General features: G+C 67.3%; 18 protein-coding genes. 9 read left to right on the top strand and 9 right to left on the bottom strand.

Annotation, left to right across the window (positions count from 1 at the left end; genetic code table 11):
* The first annotated feature begins 121 nt into the window (after positions 1-121).
* The 4 genes from ACO6VK_RS09205 to ACO6VK_RS09190 are packed head-to-tail and all read left to right on the top strand — an operon-like array spanning position 122 to position 4955.
* Entirely contained in the window at positions 122-2428 is a 2307-nt protein-coding gene (locus ACO6VK_RS09205; RefSeq protein ID WP_422506573.1) for a methyl-accepting chemotaxis protein, read from the top strand.
* A gap of 3 nt (positions 2429-2431) precedes the next feature.
* On the top strand, positions 2432-3295 hold the full coding sequence (locus tag ACO6VK_RS09200) for a CheR family methyltransferase (RefSeq protein ID WP_422506572.1): 864 nt from the start codon (positions 2432-2434) through the stop codon (positions 3293-3295).
* The gene (gene cheD / locus ACO6VK_RS09195) at positions 3292-3888 is read left to right on the top strand and encodes a chemoreceptor glutamine deamidase CheD (protein ID WP_422506571.1); all 597 of its coding nucleotides are present in this window, start codon (positions 3292-3294) and stop codon (positions 3886-3888) included. Before ACO6VK_RS09200 ends, cheD begins: the two co-directional genes overlap by 4 nt.
* Positions 3885-4955 carry a protein-glutamate methylesterase/protein-glutamine glutaminase gene (locus tag ACO6VK_RS09190; RefSeq protein WP_422506570.1) on the top strand — a complete coding sequence of 357 codons (1071 nt, stop codon included), beginning with the start codon at positions 3885-3887 and terminating at the stop codon, positions 4953-4955. Before cheD ends, ACO6VK_RS09190 begins: the two co-directional genes overlap by 4 nt.
* A 104-nt stretch (positions 4956-5059) precedes the next feature.
* On the opposite strand, the gene acnB is transcribed toward ACO6VK_RS09190, so the two are convergent.
* The 3 genes from acnB to ACO6VK_RS09175 are packed head-to-tail and all read right to left on the bottom strand — an operon-like array spanning position 5060 to position 8336.
* The gene (gene acnB / locus ACO6VK_RS09185; RefSeq protein ID WP_422506569.1) at positions 5060-7645 is read right to left on the bottom strand and encodes a bifunctional aconitate hydratase 2/2-methylisocitrate dehydratase; all 2586 of its coding nucleotides are present in this window, start codon (positions 7643-7645) and stop codon (positions 5060-5062) included.
* Between the two features lie 60 nt (positions 7646-7705).
* Positions 7706-8104 carry a type II toxin-antitoxin system VapC family toxin gene (locus tag ACO6VK_RS09180; protein ID WP_422506568.1) on the bottom strand — a complete coding sequence of 133 codons (399 nt, stop codon included), beginning with the start codon at positions 8102-8104 and terminating at the stop codon, positions 7706-7708.
* Positions 8105-8111: 7 nt separating this feature from the next.
* Positions 8112-8336, bottom strand: a complete 225-nt coding sequence (locus ACO6VK_RS09175; RefSeq protein ID WP_017356396.1) for an AbrB/MazE/SpoVT family DNA-binding domain-containing protein — start codon at positions 8334-8336, stop codon at positions 8112-8114.
* 287 nt (positions 8337-8623) lie between these two features.
* On the opposite strand from ACO6VK_RS09175, the gene acnA reads away from it, so the two are divergent.
* Entirely contained in the window at positions 8624-11377 is a 2754-nt protein-coding gene (gene acnA / locus ACO6VK_RS09170; protein ID WP_422506567.1) for an aconitate hydratase AcnA, read from the top strand.
* A gap of 86 nt (positions 11378-11463) precedes the next feature.
* On the opposite strand, the gene ACO6VK_RS09165 is transcribed toward acnA, so the two are convergent.
* Positions 11464-11943 carry a hypothetical protein gene (locus ACO6VK_RS09165; protein ID WP_422506566.1) on the bottom strand — a complete coding sequence of 160 codons (480 nt, stop codon included), beginning with the start codon at positions 11941-11943 and terminating at the stop codon, positions 11464-11466.
* Between the two features lie 230 nt (positions 11944-12173).
* Here ACO6VK_RS09165 and ACO6VK_RS09160 point away from each other — a divergent pair, with 230 nt between their 5' ends.
* The 3 genes from ACO6VK_RS09160 (at position 12174) to ACO6VK_RS09150 (ending at position 15549) form a co-directional block, all read left to right on the top strand.
* Entirely contained in the window at positions 12174-13850 is a 1677-nt protein-coding gene (locus ACO6VK_RS09160; protein WP_422506565.1) for a long-chain fatty acid--CoA ligase, read from the top strand.
* Between the two features lie 161 nt (positions 13851-14011).
* Positions 14012-14881, top strand: a complete 870-nt coding sequence (locus tag ACO6VK_RS09155) for a crotonase/enoyl-CoA hydratase family protein (RefSeq protein WP_422506564.1) — start codon at positions 14012-14014, stop codon at positions 14879-14881.
* A gap of 191 nt (positions 14882-15072) precedes the next feature.
* The gene (locus ACO6VK_RS09150) at positions 15073-15549 is read left to right on the top strand and encodes a hypothetical protein (protein ID WP_422506563.1); all 477 of its coding nucleotides are present in this window, start codon (positions 15073-15075) and stop codon (positions 15547-15549) included.
* A 4-nt stretch (positions 15550-15553) separates the two neighbouring features.
* Here the strand turns inward: ACO6VK_RS09150 and ACO6VK_RS09145 are convergent, their stop codons facing one another.
* The 4 genes from ACO6VK_RS09145 to prfB all read right to left on the bottom strand — a co-directional run bounded on the left by ACO6VK_RS09145 (position 15554) and on the right by prfB (position 21839).
* Positions 15554-17725, bottom strand: a complete 2172-nt coding sequence (locus ACO6VK_RS09145) for an ATP-binding protein (protein WP_422506562.1) — start codon at positions 17723-17725, stop codon at positions 15554-15556.
* A gap of 1 nt (position 17726) precedes the next feature.
* Positions 17727-18866, bottom strand: coding sequence for an HD domain-containing phosphohydrolase (locus ACO6VK_RS09140; protein ID WP_411850885.1), 1140 nt, complete (start codon positions 18864-18866; stop codon positions 17727-17729).
* Positions 18867-19067: 201 nt separating this feature from the next.
* Positions 19068-20585 carry a lysine--tRNA ligase gene (gene lysS, locus ACO6VK_RS09135; protein ID WP_422506561.1) on the bottom strand — a complete coding sequence of 506 codons (1518 nt, stop codon included), beginning with the start codon at positions 20583-20585 and terminating at the stop codon, positions 19068-19070.
* A 128-nt stretch (positions 20586-20713) separates the two neighbouring features.
* Positions 20714-21839 (bottom strand): peptide chain release factor 2 gene (gene prfB, locus ACO6VK_RS09130; RefSeq protein WP_411850883.1). Its coding sequence is split into 2 segments (ribosomal slippage): positions 20714-21763 and positions 21765-21839, totalling 1125 coding nucleotides; the frame shifts between segments, so codons are not numbered across the junction.
* A gap of 224 nt (positions 21840-22063) precedes the next feature.
* On the opposite strand from prfB, the gene ACO6VK_RS09125 reads away from it, so the two are divergent.
* Positions 22064-22810, top strand: a complete 747-nt coding sequence (locus ACO6VK_RS09125) for a M48 family metallopeptidase (protein ID WP_422506560.1) — start codon at positions 22064-22066, stop codon at positions 22808-22810.
* A gap of 59 nt (positions 22811-22869) precedes the next feature.
* Here ACO6VK_RS09125 and ACO6VK_RS09120 read toward each other — a convergent pair whose 3' ends face one another.
* Positions 22870-23739: a LytTR family DNA-binding domain-containing protein gene (locus ACO6VK_RS09120; protein ID WP_422506559.1), complete on the bottom strand. Its 870-nt coding sequence runs from the start codon at positions 23737-23739 to the stop codon at positions 22870-22872.
* Positions 23740-23758 lie beyond the last annotated feature (19 nt).

Below are 23758 nucleotides of genomic sequence, written 5' to 3'. Positions count from 1 at the left end.
TGCGGCCCCGCGCAATCCGCCTGCAACCTGAATACGCTCAGCCAGCGCGCCTCAACCGCAGCCGTTCGCGGCCGATAACTGCATTGCCGCGACACGTTCGTCGACCAACGATGCCATGCCCATGACCCTGATCAGCCGCTGGAACCAGTACTTCTCCAACCTGTCCGTCCGTCGCAAGCTCAACCTGCTGACGGCGCTGATCGCCGTGGGCGTCATCGCCCTGGCGGTGATCGCCGCACGCATGCAGTACCTGGACCTGACCGATACCCGCAAGGACAGCCTGAAGATCCAGGTCGAACTGACCTACGGCATCCTGGACCACTACCACCACCTGGCCGAAACCGGCGAGCTGAGCGAAGCGGCGGCCAAGGACGCGGCGCTGATGGCACTGGACCGCATGCGCGCCGACAACGACGCCTACTACTACAGCGTCTACGACACGCAGTACCGCGTGCTGATGCATCCGTTCCGCAAGGACCTGATCGGCAAGGACATGAAGGACTTCCGTTCGGAGGACGGCGTGCGCCTGTTCTACGACATGGTCGGCATGGCCCGCCTCGGCGGCGGCGTGGTCTCCTACAAGTGGGCCAAGGCCGGTGAAGAAGGGCTGTTCGACAAGTCCTCCTATGCCGGGATGTACGCCCCGTGGCAGTGGGTCATCAGCAGCGGCGTGTACATGGAAGACGTGCAGCAGCAGGCGCTGGTGTTCACCGCCATCATGACCGCCGCCGGCGGCGCGCTGGTGCTGATCGTGCTGGCCCTGAGCTGGCTGATCGGCAACCGCATCACCCTGCCCCTGCGCCAGGCCACCACCGTTGCCGAGAGCATCGCGCGCGGCAAGCTGGACAGCCGCATCGGCGAGCAGGCCCACGACGAACCCGGGCGCCTGCTCGAGGCGATGTCGCGCATGCAGAGCCAGCTGCACGGGGTCATCACCGCCCAGCGCGACATGGCCCGCCGCCATGACGCCGGCGAGGTCAGCTACCGCATCGACGAGAGCGCCTTCCCCGGTGAGTACGGGTTGATGGTGCATGAGACCAATACCCTGGTCGGCGCCCACGTGCAGACGATGGACGCGGTGCTGGAGGTGGTCAAGGCATACGCCGTCGGCGACCTGCGCGCCGACATCGCACGCTATCCTGGCGAGAAGGCCGCCATCACCGCCACCGTGGACACGGTCAAGCAGAACCTGGGCAGCATCAATGCCGAGATCAAACGGCTGGGTACGGCCGCAGCGGCCGGCGACTTCAGCCAGCGCGGCGACAGCGCGCGCTTCGATCACGATTTCCGCCTGATGATCGCCAACCTCAACGCGATGATGCAGGTCAGCGACGAGAATCTGGGCAAGCTGTCCGCGCTGCTGTCGGCCATCGCCGAGGGCGACCTCACCGCACGCATGCAGGGCCACTTCGAAGGCGTGTTCGCCACCATGCGCGACGACGCCAACGCCACCGTCACGCAATTGACCCGCATCGTCGGCCAGATCCAGGAGTCGGCCAGCAGCATCAACCAGGCGGCCGGCGAAATCGCCACCGGCAACAGCGACCTGTCGCGCCGCACCGAGCAGCAGGCGGCCAACCTGGAAGAAACCGCCGCCTCGATGGAGGAACTGACCTCCACCGTGCGCCAGAACGCCGAACACGCCCGCCAGGCCAACCAGCTCGCCATCGGCGCACACACCGTGGCCTCGCAGGGCGGCGACGTGGTCGGCCACGTGGTCACCACCATGACCGCGATCGAAGCCTCGTCCCGGAAGATTGCCGATATCATCTCGGTGATCGACGGCATCGCGTTCCAGACCAACATCCTGGCGCTCAACGCGGCGGTGGAAGCGGCGCGTGCCGGCGAACAGGGCCGCGGTTTCGCCGTGGTCGCCAGCGAAGTGCGCACCCTGGCGCAGCGCTCGGCCAGCGCCGCCAAGGAGATCAAGGGGCTGATCGACGCGTCGGTCGGCAAGGTCGCCGAGGGCTCGCAGTTGGTCCACCAGGCCGGCGCCACAATGGGCGAGATCGTCGCCTCGGTGCAGCGCGTGACCGACATCATGGCCGAGATCTCGGCCGCCTCGCAGGAACAGTCGGCCGGCATCGAGCAGGTCAACCAGACCGTGGTGCAGATGGACGAAACCACCCAGCAGAACGCCGCGCTGGTGGAGGAAGCCACCGCCGCCGCGCGTGCGATGGAGGAGCAGGCCACGCAGCTGGCCGATGCCGTGGCGATCTTCCGCCTCGACAACCAGGTGGCGGCGGCGGTCAGCGCGGTGACCGCGCGGATCAGCAGCGCCGCGCCGCAGCCGGTGCGCAGCGCGCCGGCCCGCACCGCACACCACGCCGCCGCACGCCACGCCGCCGCACGCCCAGCCGCCACGCCGGCACCGCGTGCGCCACGCGCCGCGCTGCCCAGCGACGACGGCCACTGGCAGGAGTTCTGAGCCGTGTCCACCCCTCCCCCCGTTGTTGCCACCTCGCAGGCCGGTCGCGAATTCGAGTTTGCCGACCGCGACTTCCGCCGCATCTGCGACCTGATCTACCAGCGTGTCGGCATCTCGCTGGCACCGGCCAAGCGCGACATGGTCTATGGCCGGCTGTCGCGCCGCCTGCGCGCCCTCGGCATGCGCAGCTTCCAGGACTACCTGGACCAGCTCGAAGCCCACGGCGGCGATGAATGGCAGGCCTTCACCAATGCGCTGACCACCAACCTGACCGCGTTCTTCCGCGAGCCGCATCACTTCGAGAAGCTCACCGAGGAACTGCGCGCGCGCGGCGGCCACGGCACGCTGCAGTTGTGGTCGTGCGCGGCCTCCACCGGCGAGGAGCCCTACTCGATGGCGATCACCGCCTGCGAGACCTTCGGCACGCTCAAGCCGCCGGTGCGCATCCTGGCCACCGACGTGGACACCCAGGTGCTGGCCACCGCCAGCCGGGGCGTCTATGCCATCGACCGCGTCTCCGGCCTGGACCCGGCCGTGCGCAAGCGCTATTTCCAGCGCGGTACCGGCCCCAATGAAGGCCATTGCCGCGTGCTGCCGGCCCTGCGCGACCTGATCGACTTCCGTCCGCTCAACCTGCTGGCGCCCCGCTACGACGTCGGCGGTCCCTTCGATGCCCTGTTCTGCCGCAACGTGATGATCTATTTCGACAAGCCCACCCAGCGCGGCATCCTGTCGCGCCTGATCCAGCATATGGGCGACGACGGCCTGCTCTACACCGGCCACTCGGAGAACTACCTGCACGCCGCCGACCTGATCCAGCCCTGCGGGCGCACCCTGTACAAGCGCGCGCCCGGAGCCCCGGCATGAACCAGGCCGCGCGCAGCGACGACGTGATGCGCTACTTCGACAGCCGCTTCCAGGTCACGGCCGCCAAGCTGCTGCCGACCCAGTACCTGGCCGTGGACGACAACACCGCCCTGACCACCACGCTGGGCTCGTGCGTGGCCGCGTGCCTGCGCGACCCGGTGCTCAAGATCGGCGGCATGAACCACTTCCTGCTGCCCGAAGGCAACGTCGGCGACGGCGCACCGGCCCGCTACGGCAGCTACGCGATGGAACTGCTGATCAACGACCTGCTCAAGCGCGGCGCGCACCGCAAGCGCCTGGAAGCCAAGGTGTTCGGCGGCGCCAACGTGCTCAAGGGCTTCACCAGCAACCCGGTCGGCACCCGCAACGCCGAGTTCGTGCGCCAGTACCTGCAGGCCGAGCACATTCCGATCATCGCCGAAGACCTGTGCGGCATCCATCCGCGCAAGGTGTGGTTCTTCGCCGACACCGGCCGCGTGGTGGTGCAGCGCCTGCCGCACGCGCACGAGGCCGAAGTGGCCGCCACCGAATCGGCCGTGCGCGCACGCCTGTCGCGTGCACCGGTCACCGGCGGCGTGGAGCTGTTCGAATGACCTTCGGCCCGCCCTGCAAGGTCCTGATCGTCGACGACTCGGCGGTCGTGCGGCAGATGCTCAGCGAGATCCTGGCCAGCGATCCCGGCATCGAGGTGGTCGGCACCGCGGCCGATCCGCTGCTGGCGCGCGAGAAGATCAAACGCCTGCATCCGGATGTGATCACGCTGGACGTGGAAATGCCGCGCATGGACGGCCTGGCCTTCCTGGAGAACCTGATGCGCCTGCACCCGGTGCCGGTGGTGATGATCTCCTCGCTGACCGAGCGCGGCGCCGACACCACGCTGCAGGCGCTGGCGCTGGGCGCAGTGGATTTCGTGTCCAAGCCGAAACTCGATGTGGCGCGCGGCCTGCAGGGCTATGCCGATGAGATCATCGCCAAGGTCAAGATGGCCGCCCGCTCGCGGGTGCGCAGCCTGGCCCGCACCAACGTGCCACGCATCACCCTGGAAACCACCGCCGCCGTCCCGCCGCCGCGCTCGATCCAGTTCCGCACCACCGACCGCCTGATCGCCATCGGCGCCTCGGCCGGCGGCACCGAAGCCCTGCGCGTGGTACTCGAAGGCCTGCCCGCCGACGCGCCGGCCGTGGTGATGACCCAGCACCTGCCGGCCACCTTCAGCACTGCGTTTGCCGAGCGCCTGGACCGGCACTCGGCGATGTCGGTACGCGAGGCCAGCGACGGCGAAGCGGTGCTTCCCGGCCACGCCTACCTGCCGCCCGGCGGCAGGCACCTGCGGGTGATCCGCGACGGTGCCCGCTGGCGCTGCCGGATCGACGACGGCCCGCCGATCAACCGCCACAAACCGGCCGTCGACGTCCTGTTCCGTTCGGTGGCCGAGAGCGCCGGCGCCAACGCCATTGGCGCCATCCTCACTGGCATGGGCGACGACGGCGCGCGCGGCCTGCTCGACCTGCGCAACGCCGGCGCCCCCACCCTGGTCCAGGATGAAGCCACCAGCGTGGTCTGGGGCATGCCGGGCGCGGCCTACAAGCTCGGCGCCGCCGAGGAAATGGTGCCGCTGGACCGCATCGCCGAGCGCCTGATGAGCCTGGCACGCGGATGACACCGCCACGGCGCCGGTAGAACCCGGGGCCGTCAAACAACAACACCCGGCCTGGGCCGGGTGTTGTTGAGGTCCATCGGTGCCGGGCAGCGCCCGGCACTACATCAGGCGGCGACCGTCTTGGCCACGTCCTGATAGTCCTCGATCTGGTCGAAGTTCATGTAGCGGTAGATGTCCTTGCTGCTGGCATCCAGCACGCCGATGTCGGCCATGTACTCTTCCTTGGTCGGGATGCGACCCAGACGCGAGCAGATCGCGGCCAGTTCGGCCGACCCCAGGTACACGTTGGAGTTGCGGCCCAGACGGTTCGGGAAGTTGCGGGTCGAGGTCGAGAACACCGTCGCGCCCTCACGCACCTGCGCCTGGTTGCCCATGCACAGCGAGCAGCCCGGCATTTCCATGCGTGCGCCGGCGGTGCCGAAGGTGCCGTAATGGCCTTCCTTGGTCAGCTCCGAGGCGTCCATCTTGGTCGGCGGGGCCACCCACAGCTTGGTCGGGATGTCGCGCTTGCCTTCCAGCAGCTTGGCGGCGGCACGGAAGTGACCGATGTTGGTCATGCACGACCCGATGAACACTTCGTCGATGGCCGCACCGGCCACGTCCGACAGCGTCTTGACGTCGTCCGGATCGTTCGGGCAGGCCACGATCGGCTCGTGGATGTCGGCCAGGTCGATCTCGATGACGGCGGCGTACTCGGCGTCGGCATCCGGTGCCAGCAGCTCCGGGTTGGCCAGCCAGGCTTCCATCTTCTCGATGCGGCGGGCCAGCGAACGCGCGTCCTGGTAACCCTCGGCGATCATCCACTTCAGCAGCGTGATGTTGCTGTTGAGGTACTCGATGATCGGCTCCTTGTTCAGGTGCACCGAGCAGCCGGCAGCCGAACGTTCGGCCGAGGCGTCAGACAGCTCGAAGGCCTGCTCGACCTTCAGCTCCGGCAACCCTTCGATTTCCAGGATGCGACCGGAGAAGATGTTCTTCTTGCCGGCCTTGGCCACGGTCAGCAGGCCCGACTTGATCGCGTACAGCGGAATCGCGTTGACCAGGTCACGCAGGGTCACGCCCGGCTGCATCGTGCCCTTGAAGCGCACCAGCACCGATTCCGGCATGTCCAGCGGCATCACGCCGGTGGCAGCGGCGAAGGCGACCAGGCCCGAACCGGCCGGGAACGAAATGCCCACCGGGAAACGGGTGTGCGAGTCGCCGCCGGTGCCGACGGTGTCGGGCAGCAGCATGCGGTTGAGCCAGCTGTGGATCACGCCGTCGCCCGGACGCAGCGAGATGCCGCCACGGGTGGAGATGAATTCCGGCAGGGTGTGGTGGGTCTTGACGTCCACCGGCTTCGGGTACGCGGCGGTGTGGCAGAACGACTGCATCACCAGGTCGGCCGAGAAGCCCAGGCAGGCCAGGTCCTTCAGCTCGTCACGGGTCATCGGGCCGGTGGTGTCCTGCGAGCCCACCGAGGTCATCTTCGGTTCGCAGTAGGTGCCCGGGCGCATGCCCTGGCCTTCCGGCAGGCCACAGGCGCGGCCGACCATCTTCTGCGCCAGCGAGAAGCCCTTGCCGGTGTCCGGCGGGTCCATCGGCAGGCGGAACAGATCGGTCGGGGCCAGGCCCAGCGCTTCACGCGCCTTGGCGGTCAGGCCGCGGCCGATGATCAGCGGAATGCGGCCACCGGCGCGCACTTCGTCGAACAGCACGTCGGACTTCACCTTGAACTCGGCGATGACCGCACCGTCCTTCAGTGCCTTGCCGTCGTACGGGCGCAGCTCGATCACATCGCCCATGTTCATCTGCGACACGTCGAGTTCGATCGGCAGCGCGCCGGCGTCTTCCATGGTGTTATAGAAGATCGGCGCGATCTTCGAGCCCAGGCACACGCCGCCGAAGCGCTTGTTCGGAATGAACGGAATGTCTTCACCGGTGAACCACAGCACCGAGTTGGTCGCCGACTTGCGGCTCGAACCGGTACCGACCACGTCGCCCACGTAGGCAACCAGGTGGCCCTTGTCCTTCAACGATTCGATGAACTTGACCGGGCCGCGCTTGCCGTCTTCTTCCGGCTCGATGCCATCGCGCTTGTTCTTCAGCATCGCCAGGGCGTGCAGCGGGATGTCCGGGCGCGTGGTGGCGTCCGGCGCCGGCGACAGGTCGTCGGTGTTGGTTTCGCCGGTGACCTTGAGCACGGTGATGGTCAGGCTCTGCGGCACTTCCGGACGGCTGGTGAACCATTCGGCATCGGCCCAGCTCTGCAGCACGCCCTGGGCGTTGGCATTGCCGGCCTTGGCCTTTTCCTGCACGTCGTGGAAGGCATCGAACACCAGCAGGGTGTTCTTCAGCGCGTCGGCGGCGATCGCGCCGACCACGGCGTCATCGAGCAGCTGGACCAGCGGGGCGACGTTGTAACCGCCGAGCATGGTGCCCAGCAGTTCGGTGGCGCGCGCGCGGCTGATCAGCGCATTGGTTTCGCTGCCGAGGGCGATCGCGGCCAGGTACGAGGCCTTGACCTTGGCGGCATCGTCGACGCCGGCCGGCACGCGGTGGGTCAGCAGGTCGAGCAGGAACTCGGCTTCGCCGGCGGGCGGGTTCTTCAGCAGTTCGATGACGTCGGCCGTCTGCTGGGCGCTCAGCGGCAGCGGCGGGATGCCAAGCGCGGCGCGCTCGGCTACGTGGTGGCGGTAGGCTTCCAACATGACAACTCCCGGGTGATTCTTTGAAGAATGCGGTTGAGTACAGCGGTGAAAAGGTTGGGCTCAGGCTTGCGGCACGATCAGCTTCAGGCCCTTGAAGTAGTCGCGGTAAAACGTGTCGTTCCAGGTGATCAGCCCGTCGCACTGCAGCAGTGCGTGCGAGCCGACCATGAAATCATCGATGCCGCGCTTGCCGGTGCCGCGTTGGCGGTGGCGGCGGTGCATCTCGCCGGCGCGCAGGGCGGACTTGGCTTCCAGCGGGCTGAAATGGATGCCCATCTCCTCCAGCGCTTCCTGCACCTCGGCGCCGCCGCGCAGCGCGGCGCAGATCTCGGCCAGCACCACCCCGCAGATCACCACGCGGCCGCCCACCAGGCTCTGGCGCAGGCAGGCTTCCACGGCATCGGCCTGCGGGCCGTTGCTGAGCAGTTCGATCAGGATCGGGGAATCGACGGCAATCATGCGCAGCTCATTCCTCGTCGCGGACCGCATCCACGGCGGCCTGCGCCGAGTCGAAGCCGTCCAGCGCGAACTTGCCGCGGGCACGCGAGATGGCATCGTCCACGCTCTTGCGCAGGATGATGCGGCTGCCCTCCAGTTCAACCTTCAGCTGGGTGCCCTTGGTCAGACCCAGCGCGTCGCGGACCGCCTTGGGCAAGGTGATCTGTCCGCGTTCTGCAACGGTGGCTTCCATCGGTACGCCCTCCAAAGTATGCACAAATTATACATACTTCCGGGGGCATACTTCCACTGCCGCCCCGCTCCGGCCCTCCCCGGGCCTTGCAGGGCATAAGGATACGCAGCGACCCATGACATCAGCGATACATATCTCCATGTAGCCTGAGACCCGATGCCGCAGGCCGACGGCCGGCTGAATCGTTCATACTCGGACGGTCACCGGGCCTATCGGCCATCGGCGAACGCAAGCAGGCCTGCCCCCGGGCGGCCAATGCAAGCCATCCGCAAGAGGAGTCACCCCGCATGAGCGATTCGTTCTCCACCCGCAGCCAGCTGGATGTCGCCGGCACGACCTACGACTACTTCAGCCTGCCCAAGCTCGGACAGCAGTTCGACATCTCCCACCTGCCCTATTCGATGAAGATCCTGCTGGAGAACCTGCTCCGGCATGAGGACGGCGGCGCCACCGTGGGCCGCGACCACATCGAAGCCGTCGCCCGCTGGAACCCGAAGGCCGAGCCGGACATCGAGATCGCCTTCATGCCCGCCCGCGTGGTGCTGCAGGACTTCACCGGCGTGCCCTGCGTGGTCGACCTGGCCGCGATGCGCGACGCCGTGGTCAAGCTCGGCGGCCGCCCGGAGCAGATCAACCCGCAGATTCCCTCCGAGCTGGTGATCGACCACTCGGTGCAGGTCGATGTGTTCGGCACGCCGGACGCGCTGGATCTCAACGGCAAGATCGAATTCCAGCGCAACCAGGAACGCTACGGCTTCCTGCGCTGGGGCCAGAAGGCCTTCCACAACTTCAAGGTGGTGCCGCCCAACACCGGCATCGTCCACCAGGTGAACCTGGAAAATCTGGCCCGCGTGGTGATGACCGCCGACAAAGGTGGCACGGCCGTGGCCTACCCGGACACCGTGTTCGGCACCGACAGCCACACCACCATGATCAACGGCATCGGCGTGCTGGGCTGGGGCGTGGGCGGCATCGAAGCGGAGGCGGCCATGCTCGGCCAGCCGTCCTCGATGCTGATCCCGCAGGTGGTCGGCTTCAAGCTCACCGGCAAGCTGCCCGAAGGCGCCACCGCCACCGACCTGGTGCTGACCGTTACCCAGATGCTGCGCAAGCACGGGGTGGTCGGCAAGTTCGTCGAATTCTTCGGCGAAGGCCTGCAGCACCTGCCACTGGCCGACCGCGCCACGATCGGCAACATGGCGCCCGAATACGGCGCCACCTGCGGCATCTTCCCGATCGATCAGGAATCGCTCAATTACCTGCGCCTGTCCGGCCGCAGCGAGGAGCAGATCGCGCTGGTCGAGACGTATGCGAAGGCGCAGGGCCTGTGGCACGACGCGCAGACCGCGCACGCCAGCTACAGCGCCACGCTGGAACTGGACATGGGCACGGTCAAGCCGTCACTGGCCGGCCCCAAGCGCCCGCAGGACCGCGTGCTGCTGGAAGACGTCAAGCAGAACTACCGCGACAACCTCGGTGGGCTGACCACCAACCGCGACAAGCGCAACGAAGACGTGTCCAAGTTCGTCAACGAAGGCGGTGGCGCGGCCGTCGGCAACGAACAGCTCGCCAAGGGCTATGCCGATGTCGAGATGGACGGCACCCGCTTCCGCCTGAAGGATGGCGCGGTGGTCATCGCCGCGATCACGTCGTGCACCAACACCTCCAATCCGGCGGTGATGATCGGTGCCGGCCTGCTGGCCCGCAACGCCGCCGCCAAGGGTCTGGACCGCAAGCCCTGGGTCAAGACCTCGCTCGGGCCGGGCTCGCGCGTGGTCACCGACTACCTGGAAAAGGCCGGCGTACTGACCGAGCTGGAGAAGATCGGCTTCTACGTGGTCGGCTACGGCTGCACCACCTGCATCGGCAACTCCGGTCCGCTGCCGACCGAGGTCAGCGCCGGCATCGCCGCCGGCGACCTGGTGGTTACCTCGGTGTTGTCGGGCAACCGCAACTTCGAAGGCCGCGTGCACCCGGAAGTGAAGATGAACTACCTGGCCAGCCCGCCGCTGGTGGTGGCTTACGCGATCGCCGGCACCACCGACATCGACCTGACCACCGAACCGCTCGGTACCGGCAGCGATGGCCAGCCGGTGTTCCTGCGCGACATCTGGCCGAGCAACAAGGAAATCGGCGACGTGATCGCCGCGACCATCGGGCCGGAGATGTTCAAGCAGAACTACGCCGACGTGTTCAAGGGCGACACCCGCTGGAACACCATCAAGTCGCCCGACGGCGACCTGTACGACTGGGACGGCAGTTCGACCTACATCAAGAACCCGCCGTACTTCGAGGGCATGACCATGCAGGTCGGCCACATCGAGGACGTGCACGGCGCGCGGGTGATGGGCCTGTTCGGCGATTCGATCACCACCGACCACATCTCCCCGGCCGGCAACATCAAGAAGGACTCGCCGGCGGGCCGCTTCCTGCAGGAGCGCGGTGTGCAGCCGGCCGACTTCAACAGCTACGGCAGCCGCCGCGGCAACGATGACGTCATGGTGCGCGGCACCTTCGCCAACATCCGCATCAAGAACCTGATGTTCGGTGGCGAGGAAGGCGGCAACACCCTGTACTTCCCCGTCGGCGGCGGCGAGCCGCAGAAGCTGGCGATCTACGACGCCGCCATGAAGTACAAGGCCGACGGCGTGCCGCTGGTGGTGTTTGCCGGCAAGGAATACGGCACCGGCTCGTCGCGCGACTGGGCGGCGAAGGGCACCAACCTGCTCGGCGTGAAGGCGGTGATGGCCGAGAGCTTCGAGCGCATCCACCGCTCCAACCTGGTCGGCATGGGCGTACTGCCGCTGCAGTTCAAGGCCGGTGAGAACGCACAGAGCCTGGGCCTGGACGGCTCGGAGACGATCGACATCACCGACCTGCAGGACGGCGCCAGCAAGACCGCCACCGTCACCGCGACCAGGGCCGATGGCACCACCAGGCGCTTCCAGGCGCACGTGATGCTGCTGACGCCCAAGGAAGTGGAGTACTTCAAGCACGGCGGGCTGCTGCAGTACGTGCTGCGCCAGTTGGCGGCCCAGTAAGGCCGCGCCTGGACCGCCGCCGCCCCCTGTCCCCTGCTGCGGGGACAACCGGAGATGCCAGCGCAGCCGCGCTGGCATCCCGCCGGTCAAGGGCGCACGCCGTACAGGAACCACGGCGCGCGGGTGACGGCGCCATACAGCGCCACACCGCGCAGCCCTTCGTCCTGGCGCGTCTCGCCGTCGGCCGCGTCGACGTTGCGCACGCTCACGGTCATGGTGAATGCCGGATGCGGCAGCCCACCCCCCAGGTGGCAGACCACCCCGTGGTCGTCGGCATGCACATTCTGTTTGAAGCCATCCGGGCACTGCACCGCAAAGAACCGGTACCCGCGGTCGTTCCCGGAACCGGGGATCACCGCATGCACCGCATAGGCGGACGTCCCTTCGCCGCCGGCGTGGGCCGGCACCAGCACCCGGAACTGCGCGGTCTCGCCGCGCCCCAGTACCGGAAAGTCGAGCTGGCGCAGCGGTTCGGGTGCCGCCTGCGCATGCGCGCCCGCCGAGGCGAGCAGCATTGCCATCGCCGCAGCACCGCCGCGCCATCGCCGTGCATGGAATCCTGTCATGGGCAACTCCTGGTTGGGTCAAGCACCCGATTCTGCGCAGCGGCCTGCCGTGGCGTCTGTAGGAATGCGTGCAGATCCATGCGGCGGCCGGCCCCTGTCTGCACCTGGCGTGCACGCGGCTTTCACCGGCCCTTCGCGTTTTCCATTCGGCCCGGTATGCTGCCGGGGCATGAACTGACGGATACTCTCCGTCATCGCACCATTTCATCCACGTTTCCTGGAGGGGGAATATGAGTCTGGAACGTCCCTGGCTGCAGAGTTATCCGCAAGGCGTACCCGCCGAAATCGACGTCAACGAGTTCCACTCGGTGTCGGCCGTTTTCGACACCTCGGTGGCCAAGTTCCGCGACCGCCCCGCCTACTCCAGTTTCGGCAAGGTGCTCACCTATGGTGAGACCGATGCGCTGGTCGAACAGTTCGCCGCCTATCTGCTGGGCGAGCTCCAGCTCAAGAAGGGCGATCGCGTCGCCCTGATGATGCCGAACTGCCTGCAGTACCCGGTCGCCACCTTCGGCGTGCTGCGCGCCGGCCTGACCGTGGTCAACGTCAACCCGCTGTACACCGCGCGCGAGCTCAAGCACCAGCTGGTGGACTCCGGCGCCGCGGTGCTGGTGGTGGTGGACAACTTCGGCGACACCGTGCAGCAGGTCATCGCCGACACGCCCATCCGGCAGGTGATCACCACCGGCCTGGGCGACATGCTCGGTGCCAAGGGTCTGGTGGTGAACTTCGTCCTGAAGTACATCAAGAAGATGGTGCCCAACTACAGCCTGCGCGGCGCGATCCGCTTCAACCAGGCGCTGAAGATCGGCAGCGGCCACACCCTGCCCAAGGTCGAGATCGACCACGACGACGTGGCCTTCCTGCAGTACACCGGCGGCACCACCGGCGTGGCCAAGGGCGCCATGCTGACCAACCGCAACCTGGTCGCCAACATGCAGCAGGCCTCGGCGTGGATCTCCGCGTCGGGCATCGAGATGGGCAAGGAGTGGATCATCACCGCCCTGCCGCTGTACCACATCTTCGCGCTGACCGCGAACGGCCTGGTCTTCATGAAGTTCGGTGGCTGCAACCACCTGATCACCAATCCGCGCGACATGAAGGGCTTCGTCAAGGAGCTGAAGTCGACCCGCTTCACCGCCATCACCGGCGTCAACACGCTGTTCAACGGCCTGCTCAACACCCCCGGCTTCGACGAGATCGACTTCTCCTCGCTGAAGGTCACCCTGGGCGGCGGCATGGCCGTGCAGCGCGCCGTGGCCGAGCGCTGGAAGAAGGTCACCGGCGTGACTCTGGTCGAGGCCTACGGCCTGACCGAAACCTCGCCGGCGGCGTGCATCAACCCGCTGACCCTGGCCGAGTACAACGGCGCGATCGGCCTGCCGATCCCGTCCACCGACGCCTGCGTGAAGGACGACAACGGCAACACGCTGCCGGCCGGCGACGTCGGCGAGCTGTGCATCAAGGGCCCGCAGGTGATGAAGGGCTACTGGCAGCGCCCGGAGGAGACCGCCAAGGCGGTCGACGCCGAGGGCTGGCTGCACACCGGCGACATGGCGCGCATGGACGAACAGGGCTTCTTCTACATCGTGGACCGGAAGAAGGACATGATTCTGGTGTCCGGCTTCAACGTGTACCCGAACGAAGTCGAGGACGTGATCGCGATGATGCCCGGCGTGCTCGAAGTGGCCGCGGTCGGCGTACCGGATGAAAAGTCCGGCGAAGTGGTCAAGGTCGTCATCGTCAAGAAGGACCCGAACCTGACCGCCGAACAGGTCAAGGAACACGCCCGGGCGAACCTGACCGGCTACAAGCACCCCAGAATCGTTGAATTCCGAAAGGAGCTGCCGAAGACCAATGTCGGCAAGATTCTGCGCCGTGAACTGCGCGATACGCCCGCCCCGTAAGGGTTTGCGCCAATCGTGAACGAACAGGGCCTGCACCGGCGACGGGGCAGGCCTTTTTCATGGCTGCAGGCCCGGGGGGTGTAGCATCGCCGCGTGTGGACCCGTCCGGCCCGCCGACCACAACATCCTCCCTGCGGGCCCGCATCGTTGAGGAAATCGCCATGAGCACCATCGAAAAGCTGCCCGTCAGCCACCGCTACGCCACCATCCGTACTGAAACCACCGGCGACGATGCCGCACATTGGCTGTTCATGCATGCCGACGCCACCAGCGGCGTCCGTCCCTGCTGCCGCAAGGACATGCTGGATGAAATGTGGAACTACATGAGCGCGATCACGCGCACGCCGGCCGAGCGCAACAGCGGCAAGCTGCGCCACTTCGTACTGGCCTCCGATGCCACGGCCTACAACCTGGGCGGCGACCTGGACCTGTTCACCCGCCTGATCCGCGAAGGCAACCGCGACCGTCTGCTCACCTACGCCCAGCGCTGCGTGGAAGGCGTGCACCACCTGCACACCGGCTTCGGCGGCGACGTCCGCTCCATCGCACTGATCCAGGGCGATGCGCTGGGCGGCGGGCTGGAGATGGCCCTGGCCTGCCACACCATCGTGGCCGAGGAAGGCTGCGGCATGGGCCTGCCGGAGGTGCTGTTCGGCCTGTTCCCGGGCATGGGTGCCTACTCGTTCCTGTGCAAGCGGGTGGCCCCGCAGCTGGCCGAGAAGATCATCCTGGATGGCCGGGTGTACAGCGCAGAGGAAATGTACGCGATGGGCGTGGTGGACGTGCTGGTGCCCAAGGGCCAGGGCGTGAAGGCCGTCGAGGACCTGATCCGCCAGCACCAGCGCATTCCGCACTCCTACCTGGCCATGAACGCGGCACGCAACCTGGCCCAGGCCGTGCGGTATGACGAACTGCTGGAGATCACCAAGGTGTGGGTCGACTCGGCCCTGGCGCTGGGCGACAAGTCGCTGCGCACGATGGACCGCCTGATCAAGGCACAGACCCGCCGCGCCACCCTTGACGTCGCCTGAGTTCCACCCTCCCCTGCTGTTGTTCAAGCCCGGCCGCTGCCGGGCTTTTTTATGGCGCTTTTCACCACTGTCGCCCGGCCGCCGCACCCGGGCTGGCCCGATCAGGCGCGCGGCTGTATGGTGCCCTCCCCCATCATCCTCAAGGACCGATGTTGATGTCTCCGCAGCGATGTGATCTGGAGCCGCGCCGCATGCGCATGCTCCTGTGTACGGCACTCCTGGTCATCGCCCCCGTGGCCGACGCGCTCGCGGCCGACGACGTGCCCAGCGCGGTCGAGGCATTCATTCTCGAGACCGTGCTGGCCGATGAGGTGCGCACGCTTGAACAGGGGGGCCAGACGTCGCTTCTCGCGCCGACGGACGCCTCCGCCCCGGGTGCCGCCGCCGCCGCGTCGAGGGTGCGGCAGCAGTTCGCGGCGTTCTACCGCGGCGAACGCACGCCGGTCCGTGCCATTCCGCACATGGCGGTGGTGATTGCGATGACCGCCGCGCGGCTTGAACACCCCGAGCAATGCCGCACCGATCACCGCACCTGCGCCGAGGCCATCCGGCGTGCGGGACCAACCCGCGACGACACGGACGGCCTGCGGACCGCCGTGGCACGGTTTCAGGCGGCAGGTCTGGACATGAGCGCCCTTGAAGCGAGCAGTGCACCGCCGACGGAGTGAGGGCTCAGCGCACGTCGCTGTCGTTGTCGCTGGGTCGCGCGCGCTGGCGGGCCCGCGCATCCAGCGCCTGGCGGCCTTCCTTGATGCCGCCCTGCAGCGCCGACAGACGCTGGCGCCATTCGCTCTTGAGCTGCCAGTCGGCCATGCGCATCAGGTCGCCGGCGCGGTTGGCCACGCGCACCAGGCCCAGGTTGCTGGCCACGCCCTTGATGGCGTGCGCCTGCTCGCGGAAGTGCACCCAGTCCGAACGCTCGCCATCGGCGGTGGCCACCGCCACGCACTGATCGGCGTCGGTCAGGCACTGGCGGATGAACTCCCGCTCGAAGCCGTCGCCCATGCCCAGTGATGCCAGCTCGTCCAGCACGCCCGGGTCGAGGACTCCATCGAGCTGGGTCGCGGTGCGCACGATCGGCGCACTGGCCTTGAGCTGCCCGTTGGACGCGATGTCGGCCAACGTGTCCAGCAGGCGGACCGCCACCACCGGCTTGGCCAGGAAGGTGTGTGCGCCGGCCTGGGTGCAGCGCTGGATCGCTTCGGGGGTCACATCGGCGCTCAGCACCAGCACCGGCGTGCGCGGCCCGCCGCCGGCCTGCATCACGCGCAGCTCCTTGAGCATGTCCAGGCCGCTCATGCCGGGCATGTGCAGGTCCACGATGGCCGCGTCGAAGTCGCTTTCGGCCATTGCATCCAGCACCGCTTCACCGCCGTTGACGCACAGCACCTTGTGCCCGGCCTTCTGCAGCAGCCGCTGCAGCACCATGCGGTTGGCTTCGTGGTCGTCGGCCACCAGGATCTGCATGCTGCGCACGCGTGCGCGGTGGCGCAGGAACGGGTCGGCGAAGGCGATCACATTGCCGTTGCCGTCCTGCTCGCCGTCACCGACCAGGGCCGGGGTGACCGTACCCAGCGGCACCCGCGGCGGTGCGAACGGCAGCTCCACCCAGAAGCGGCTGCCCTGCGGCGGATTGTCGTCATAGCCGATATCGCCGCCCATCGCTTCGGCCAGGCCCTTGGCGATGGTGGTGCCGAGCCCGGTCCCTTCGTGGCGGCGCGCCATGCTGACGTCGGCCTGCTCGAACGCCTCGAACAGGCGCGGCCGCATCGCCGGCGCCACGCCGATGCCGGTGTCGATGATGTCAAACCGCAGCCGGACCCCGCCCTGCGCATCGGCGCTGAGCACCGCCACACGGATCTCGACCTTGCCGTGGTCGGTGAACTTGACCGCGTTGCCGGCCAGGTTGAGCAGGATCTGGCGCAGATGGCCGATGTCGCCGCGCAGCAGCGGCGGCACGTTCTCGGCAATCCTGACCCGGTAATCCAGGCGCTTGGCCTTGGCCTGCGGCAGCAGGATCAGGCCGATCGCCTGGATCACGTCGCCCAGCGAGAAATCCTCGGCCGTCACGCGCAGTTTGCCGGCTTCGATGGCCGAGATGTCCAGCACCTCCTCCACCAGCGCCAGCAGGCTGCGCGACGAGGCCTGGATGGTGTTCACGCACTCGCGCTGCTCATCGTCCAGCCGCGTGGTGGCCAGCACCTCGGTCATGCCCGACAGGCCGTTGAGCGGTGTGCGGAACTCATGGCTCATGTTGGCCAGGAACCGGCTCTTGGCCTCGCTGGCCCGGCGCGCCTCGTCCATCGCGTGGGTCAGCTGGCGCAGCAGGGTTGAAAAATACAGCGGCACCGCCGCCAGCCCGAGCCACAGGCCGAACGCCAGGCGCGCATTCTGCTGCCAGTACGGGGTCATCACCGCGGTGCTGCCGAAGCTGACCAGCGCCATTGCGACAGCGACGTAGAGATAGTTGTTGCCGAAGCGCATGCCGTTGCCCACGGTCACCCACATCACCACGATGTAGACCCAGGCCAACGGCTCGCCCATCTGCACCATGCCCGCCGCGATCAGCCCGTAATCGGCCAGCATGCCGGCCACGCGGCGTGGGTCCGAGCGCCCCGGCCGCGCCAGCAGCCAGCCGAACAGCCCCAGTGACAGCCCCAGGCCGGTCAGCACGATGGCCAGCACGCCGTGGTACTGGGTGGGTGGCAGGTCGTTGCGCACCCCGGGCATGGCCACGTAGGTGAGGATCAGCGTGATCAGCACGATGCGGACGATGGCCTGCCCGTGCTCGGTATCCGGGCGTTGCGCCAGCCTGTGTTTCAGCCGCTGGTACAGACGCTGCATGTCACATCCCCGGGCGCGTCGACGCCGTGGAGTGCTGGGCACAGATCGCATCGAGCTGCTCGCGGCCGCGCAGCAGTGCGTCCACACAGCGCGGGTCGAACAGGCGCCCGCGCTGGGCGTAGAGGTAGGCCAGGGTCGCCTCCATGCTCCACGCCTCCTTGTAGGGGCGTGGCGAGATCAGCGCGTCGAACACGTCCGCCACCGCCACGATCCGGGCCTCCAGCGGGATCGCATCGCCCACCAGTCCGTCCGGATAGCCGCTGCCGTCGTAGCGTTCGTGGTGGCGCAGGGCAATCAGCGCACCCACCTGGATGAAACGGTTCTGGCTGCCACTGAGCAGTTCGTAGCCGATGCGCGGGTGCCGGCGCATGATCACCAGCTCTTCCTCGTTGAGCTTGCCCTGCTTGAGCAGCACGGCATCGGGGATGGCGATCTTGCCCATGTCGTGCAGCGGGGCGGCCATCTCGATCAGCTTGACCTCCTCCTCCGGCAGACCCAGCTGCTCGGCGATCAGGCCGGCCACATGCGCCATGCGCTCCAGGTACGCGCTGGTGCCCGCATCACGGAACTCGATGGCGCGCGCCAGCCGCGACAGGGTCTCGCGTTCGCGCTCCTCGACCTCGTGCATGCTGGCCAGCAGGCGCTGTTCCAGCGACAGCGCGCGTTGCTTGACGTTCTCCGACTGCTGGCGCAGCTGCAGCAGGTTGTAGCAGCGCGCGCGCAATTCGCGCGGCCGGATCGGCTTGACCAGAAAGTCGATGACGCCCGCTTCCAGCGCCGCCTGGCGGATCGGTTCGTCGCCGACCACGGTGATCAGGATCACCGGGATGTCGCGGTGCTTGGGCAGCCGGCGGAACCGACGGGCGAACTCCAGCCCGTCCATCTCCGGCATGCGGTAGTCGAGCAGCAACAGATCCACCGGATGCGACTCGCACCAGGCCAGCGCCGTCAGCGGATCGCCGAAGTCGTGCACGCTCAGTTCCGGCGCGATGTCCTCGATGACATGGCGCAGCATGGTTCGCGCGGACGTTTGATCGTCTACGATGACAATATTCAAGGCTGCTTCCGCCGTCTTCCTGGACCACACTGGAACATGCAGCGAAGAGGATACCCCGCCGCTCTGCACACTGGCACCTTGCATGAGTCCCGCCTCCGGTGATGATCGCCCAGTTCATGATCGTCGTCACAGTGTGATGCGCATGTCACGCACCGCGCCGCCCCATCATGGTCAGTGGCTATCACCCCCGAACATCGCAATAGCCCACGCAGAAACCATACGCGTGCGGCCACGCCAGCGGAAGCCCACCCGGGTGGGCCTCCCGGACCACCCGGAATGCAGTTCTCAGTTTTCCGGGCGCATGTAGGGGAACAGCAGCACGTCGCGGATCGAGCTGCTGCCGGTCAGCAGCATCACCAGGCGGTCGATGCCGATGCCCAGGCCGCCGGTCGGAGCCATGCCGTACTCCAGCGCACGGATGTAGTCGGCGTCGTAATGCATGGCTTCGTCGTCGCCGCCTTCCTTGGCCGTCACCTGCGCCTGGAACCGGGCCGCCTGGTCTTCCGGGTCATTCAACTCGGAGAAGCCGTTGGCCAGTTCCTTGCCGTTGATGAACAGCTCGAAGCGGTCGGTGTAGCCGGGCTGGTCGTCATTGGCGCGGGCCAGCGGCGACACCTCGACCGGGTGGTCGGTGATGAAGGTCGGCTGCACCAGGGTGTGCTCGACGGTGGCCTCGAAGATCTCCAGCAGCAGCTTGCCCCAGCCGTAGGACGGCTTGATCCGGATCTTCAGGCGCTCGCAGTGGGCAGCCAGCGCATCGCGGTCGGTGCAGTCGGCCGCGCTGATCTCCGGGTTGTGGTGGCGCACCGCCTCGTCCATGCGCCAGCGGCGGAACGCCGGGGCCAGGTCGATGGTGGCGCCGTCCCACTCCACCGTGGTGGTGCCCAGCACCTTGCTGGCCACGTCACGGATCACGCCTTCGGTCAGGTCCATCACTTCGTTGTACGTGGCGTAGGCCTCGTACAGTTCCATCATGGTGAATTCGGGGTTGTGGCGGGTGCTGACGCCTTCGTTGCGGAAGTTGCGGTTGATCTCGTACACCCGCTCCAGACCACCCACGACCAGGCGCTTGAGGTACAGCTCCGGGGCCACGCGCAGGTACAGGTCCAGGTCCAGCGCATTGTGGTGGGTGGTGAACGGCTTGGCCGTGGCGCCGCCGGGAATGTAATGCATCATCGGCGTTTCGACTTCCAGGAAGTCGCGGTTGTCCAGCCAGGCGCGCATGGCGCGGATGATCCGCGAGCGCTTGATGAAGACCTCGCGGGATTCCGGCGTCACGATCAGGTCGACGTAGCGCTGGCGGTAGCGCTGCTCCACGTCGGCCAGGCCATGCCACTTGTCCGGCAGCGGGCGCAGCGACTTGGTCAGCAGGCGGATGCTGGTGGCCTTGACCGACAGTTCGCCGGTCTTGGTCCGGGTCAGGCCGCCTTCGACGGCGATGATGTCGCCCACGTCCCAGCCCTTGAAGGCGGTGTAGGCATCGCCCAGGGTGCTGCCCTGGAGGAACAGCTGGATGCGCCCGGATTCGTCCTGGATCTGGGCAAAGCTGGCCTTGCCCATCACGCGCTTGGCCATCAGGCGACCGGCCATCTTCACGTGGCGGTCGGCGGCCTCCAGCGCGTCGGCGGTCCACTGTTCGGCGTCGGCGAACTCGGCCTGCAGGGAGCCGGCGAACTGTTCGCGGCGGAAATCGTTCGGGTAGGCGATGCCCTGCCCGCGCAGCGCGGTCAGTTTCGCGCGGCGCTCGGCGATGAGGCTGTTCTCGTCGACGGGGGGCTGCGGCGCGGCGGTCTGATCGTTCATGGCGTGGGTCTGTGTGTGTCGGGGGGGGGATTGGGTCCCCGCCATCATGCCGATGGTCGGGGGGAATTGCGAAACCGGGCGTTGCCGGGGGTACAACGGATCGGGGCCGCGCGTGGCGGCCCCGACGGTCAGGCGTCGGTGCGTTTGGCACCCACGGCCAGGCCGGACTTCAGGCTGGCTTCGACGAATTCGTCGAGGTCGCCGTCCAGCACCTTCTGCGTGTCCGAGCGCTCAATGCCGGTGCGCAGGTCCTTGATACGGCTCTGGTCGAGCACGTAGTTGCGGATCTGGCTGCCCCAGCCGATGTCGGACTTGGTGGCTTCCACCGCGTCACGCTCGGCGTTGCGCTTCTGGATTTCCAGCTCGTACAGCTTGGCGGCCAGCATCTTCATCGCGTTGTCGCGGTTCTGGTGCTGGCTGCGGCCGGTCTGGCAGGCCACGACCGTGTTGGTCGGGATGTGCGTGATACGCACCGCCGACTCGGTCTTGTTGACGTGCTGACCACCGGCACCGGACGAGCGGTACACGTCGGTGCGCAGGTCGGCCGGGTTGATGTCGATTTCGATGTTGTCGTCCACTTCCGGGGACACGAACACCGAGGTGAAGCTGGTGTGGCGGCGGTTGTCCGAATCGAACGGCGACTTGCGCACCAGGCGGTGCACGCCGGTTTCGGTCTTCAGCCAGCCATAGGCGTAGTCGCCTTCCACGCGCAGCGTGGCCGACTTGATGCCGGCGACATCGCCACCGGACACTTCCATCAGCTCGGTCTTCCAGCCGCGCGACTCGCACCAGCGCAGGTACATGCGCAGCAGGATTTCGGCCCAGTCCTGCGCTTCGGTGCCACCGGCACCGGCCTGGATGTCGACGAAGGCGGCCGCGTTGTCCATCTGGCCGGAGAACATGCGCTGGAATTCCAGCTGTTCCACGTGCTTCTGGTACTTGTCCAGGTCGGCGACCACGGCCAGCGCGGTATCTTCGTCCTGCTCGCTCTCAGCCAGCTCCAGCAGCTCGCCGGACTCGGCCAGCCCGTCCAGGATGGAGGCGATGCCGCCGACGGTTTTTTCCAGGTTGGCGCGCTCGCGCCCCAGGTTCTGGGCGTACTCGGCGTTGTTCCAGATATCCGGGTTTTCCAGTTCCCGGGTTACTTCTTCCAGACGCTCTTTCTTGGCGTCGTAGTCAAAGATACCCCCTGAGCGAGAGCACGCGATCGGTGAGATCGGTGATCCGCTGGCGGACAGGATTGAGCTCGATCATGTCGGCAGTTAATGCGTGCGAAAAGACTGCCAATGATAGCCCATCCGGGCCCTTCACGCCGGGGTGAAGCGCGCGCCGGGCACACGAAGGGGCGGGTTGCGTCAAGAATTCGACGCAGATCGCGCCTGTATCCCGGCCACAACGGTAGACTTCCCGCCGGCCGCGCCAGCCCTGCCCCCGCAGGACGCCCGGCCGCCCCTGCAATCACATGGAGTTCTACCCTGATGAGGAAGTCATCCTCGGCCGCCCTGCTGGTCATCGCCTGCCTGGCCGCCGGCACCGCTTCGGCCCTCGATCTCAAGCAACTGTCCAGCACCGGCCTGAAGGCCGGCCAGGCCCTGACCCTGTCCGACCAGGACGTGGCCAAGGCGGCCGACCAGGCCTGCGTCTACATGGACAAGGAAAACAAGGTCGCCCCGGCCAACAACCCCTACGCCCAGCGCCTGGCCAAGATCACCGCCGGCCTGGCCAACGAAGACGGCCTGAGCCTCAACTTCAAGGTCTACCTGACCGAGGACGTCAATGCCTGGGCGATGGCCAATGGCTGCGTGCGCGTCTACTCCGGCCTGATGGACATGGCCTCGGACGATGAAGTGCGTGGCGTGATCGGCCATGAGATCGGCCACGTCAAGCTGGGCCACAGCAAGACCAAGATGCGGACCGCCATGCTGACCTCGGCCGGCCGCGACACCCTGGCCGCGTCGGGCAACGCCAACATCGCCCAGCTCACCCAGGGCCAGCTCGGCGAACTGGCCGAAGGCTTCGTCAACGCGCAGTTCTCGCAGAAGGAAGAGAGCGCGGCCGACGAGTACGGCTACCGCTTCATGAAGCGCCACAGCTACGACCCGGCCGCACTGGCCAGCATGTTCCGCAAGCTGTCCAGCGAAGGTGGCCTGATGTCCTCGCACCCGGGCTCGGAAGCGCGCGCCGGTCGCATCGACGCGATGATCAAGAAAGACGGCAAGCGCTGAGCTGCCGACGGCATCCCGGGTCTGCCGGGATGCCAGGGCCGGCTGGCGGCGCTCCGCCGTCAGCCGGTGGGCCCTGCCGCCAGCGCCTGCCGGAACAGCGGCAACTGCCGCCGGCTGCACGGTACCCGTGCCCCGTCGTCCATGTGCAGCAGCGCCTCGCCGCCGTCCAGCGGCTCGATCGACACCAGCCGGCGCGCGTTGACCAGCCAACTGCGGTGGGCGCGCACGAACACGGCCGGGTCCAGCTTCGCTTCCAGCGCCGCCATCGTGGTGCGCAACGGGTAGTCGTGCCCGCGCACGCGCAGATTGACGTAGTTGCCCGCCGCCTGGGCGTATTCGATGTCGGCGGTGGCCACCAGGAAATCGCGCCCCAGCTTGCGCACCAGGAACCGCTCCGGCCGCTCCACCGCCTCCACCGGCGGCGCATCGTCCGGCGCCACCAGCAGGTGCGCCTCGCCCTGCCGGCGCCGCCCGAACCAGCTGAAGAAGTGTTCGATGGCCACGAAGGTGAAGAACGCGCGGACGTCCTTGAGGTACTCGTAGAGCGCGCGGACCGCCCAGGTGGCGTCGTCCTGGTAGTGGTACCCGAGCGCGGCGTAGGCCAGATGACGCAGCGTCATCATCCCGGCCACATGCACCAGCGACCACGCCACGCTCGCCAGCAGGTAGAGCGGCAGCCGTCGCTTCCACGTATCGGCATGCAGCGGCCAGCGCTGGCACCCCCACCACAGCACCGGCAGGGTCAGCAGGATCATCGAGACGCTGCTCAGCTCCCAGATCATCGGCTGCCACAGACCCAGGTCCTCACCGCGACGACGGGCATCCATGACCTCGACGACCGCATTGGCCATCGCGGAGGTCAGCAGGATCACCGACCACACCAGCATCCGTGCACCGGGTCGCCAGCGCACCGCTGTGCCGTTCGCCATTGAATCGTCCATTCGCAAA

The organism is Stenotrophomonas sp. GZD-301, assembly GCF_049310345.1.
Classification (GTDB): Bacteria; Pseudomonadota; Gammaproteobacteria; order Xanthomonadales; family Xanthomonadaceae; genus Stenotrophomonas.
This window is presented reverse-complemented; position numbering and strand designations above follow the sequence as displayed.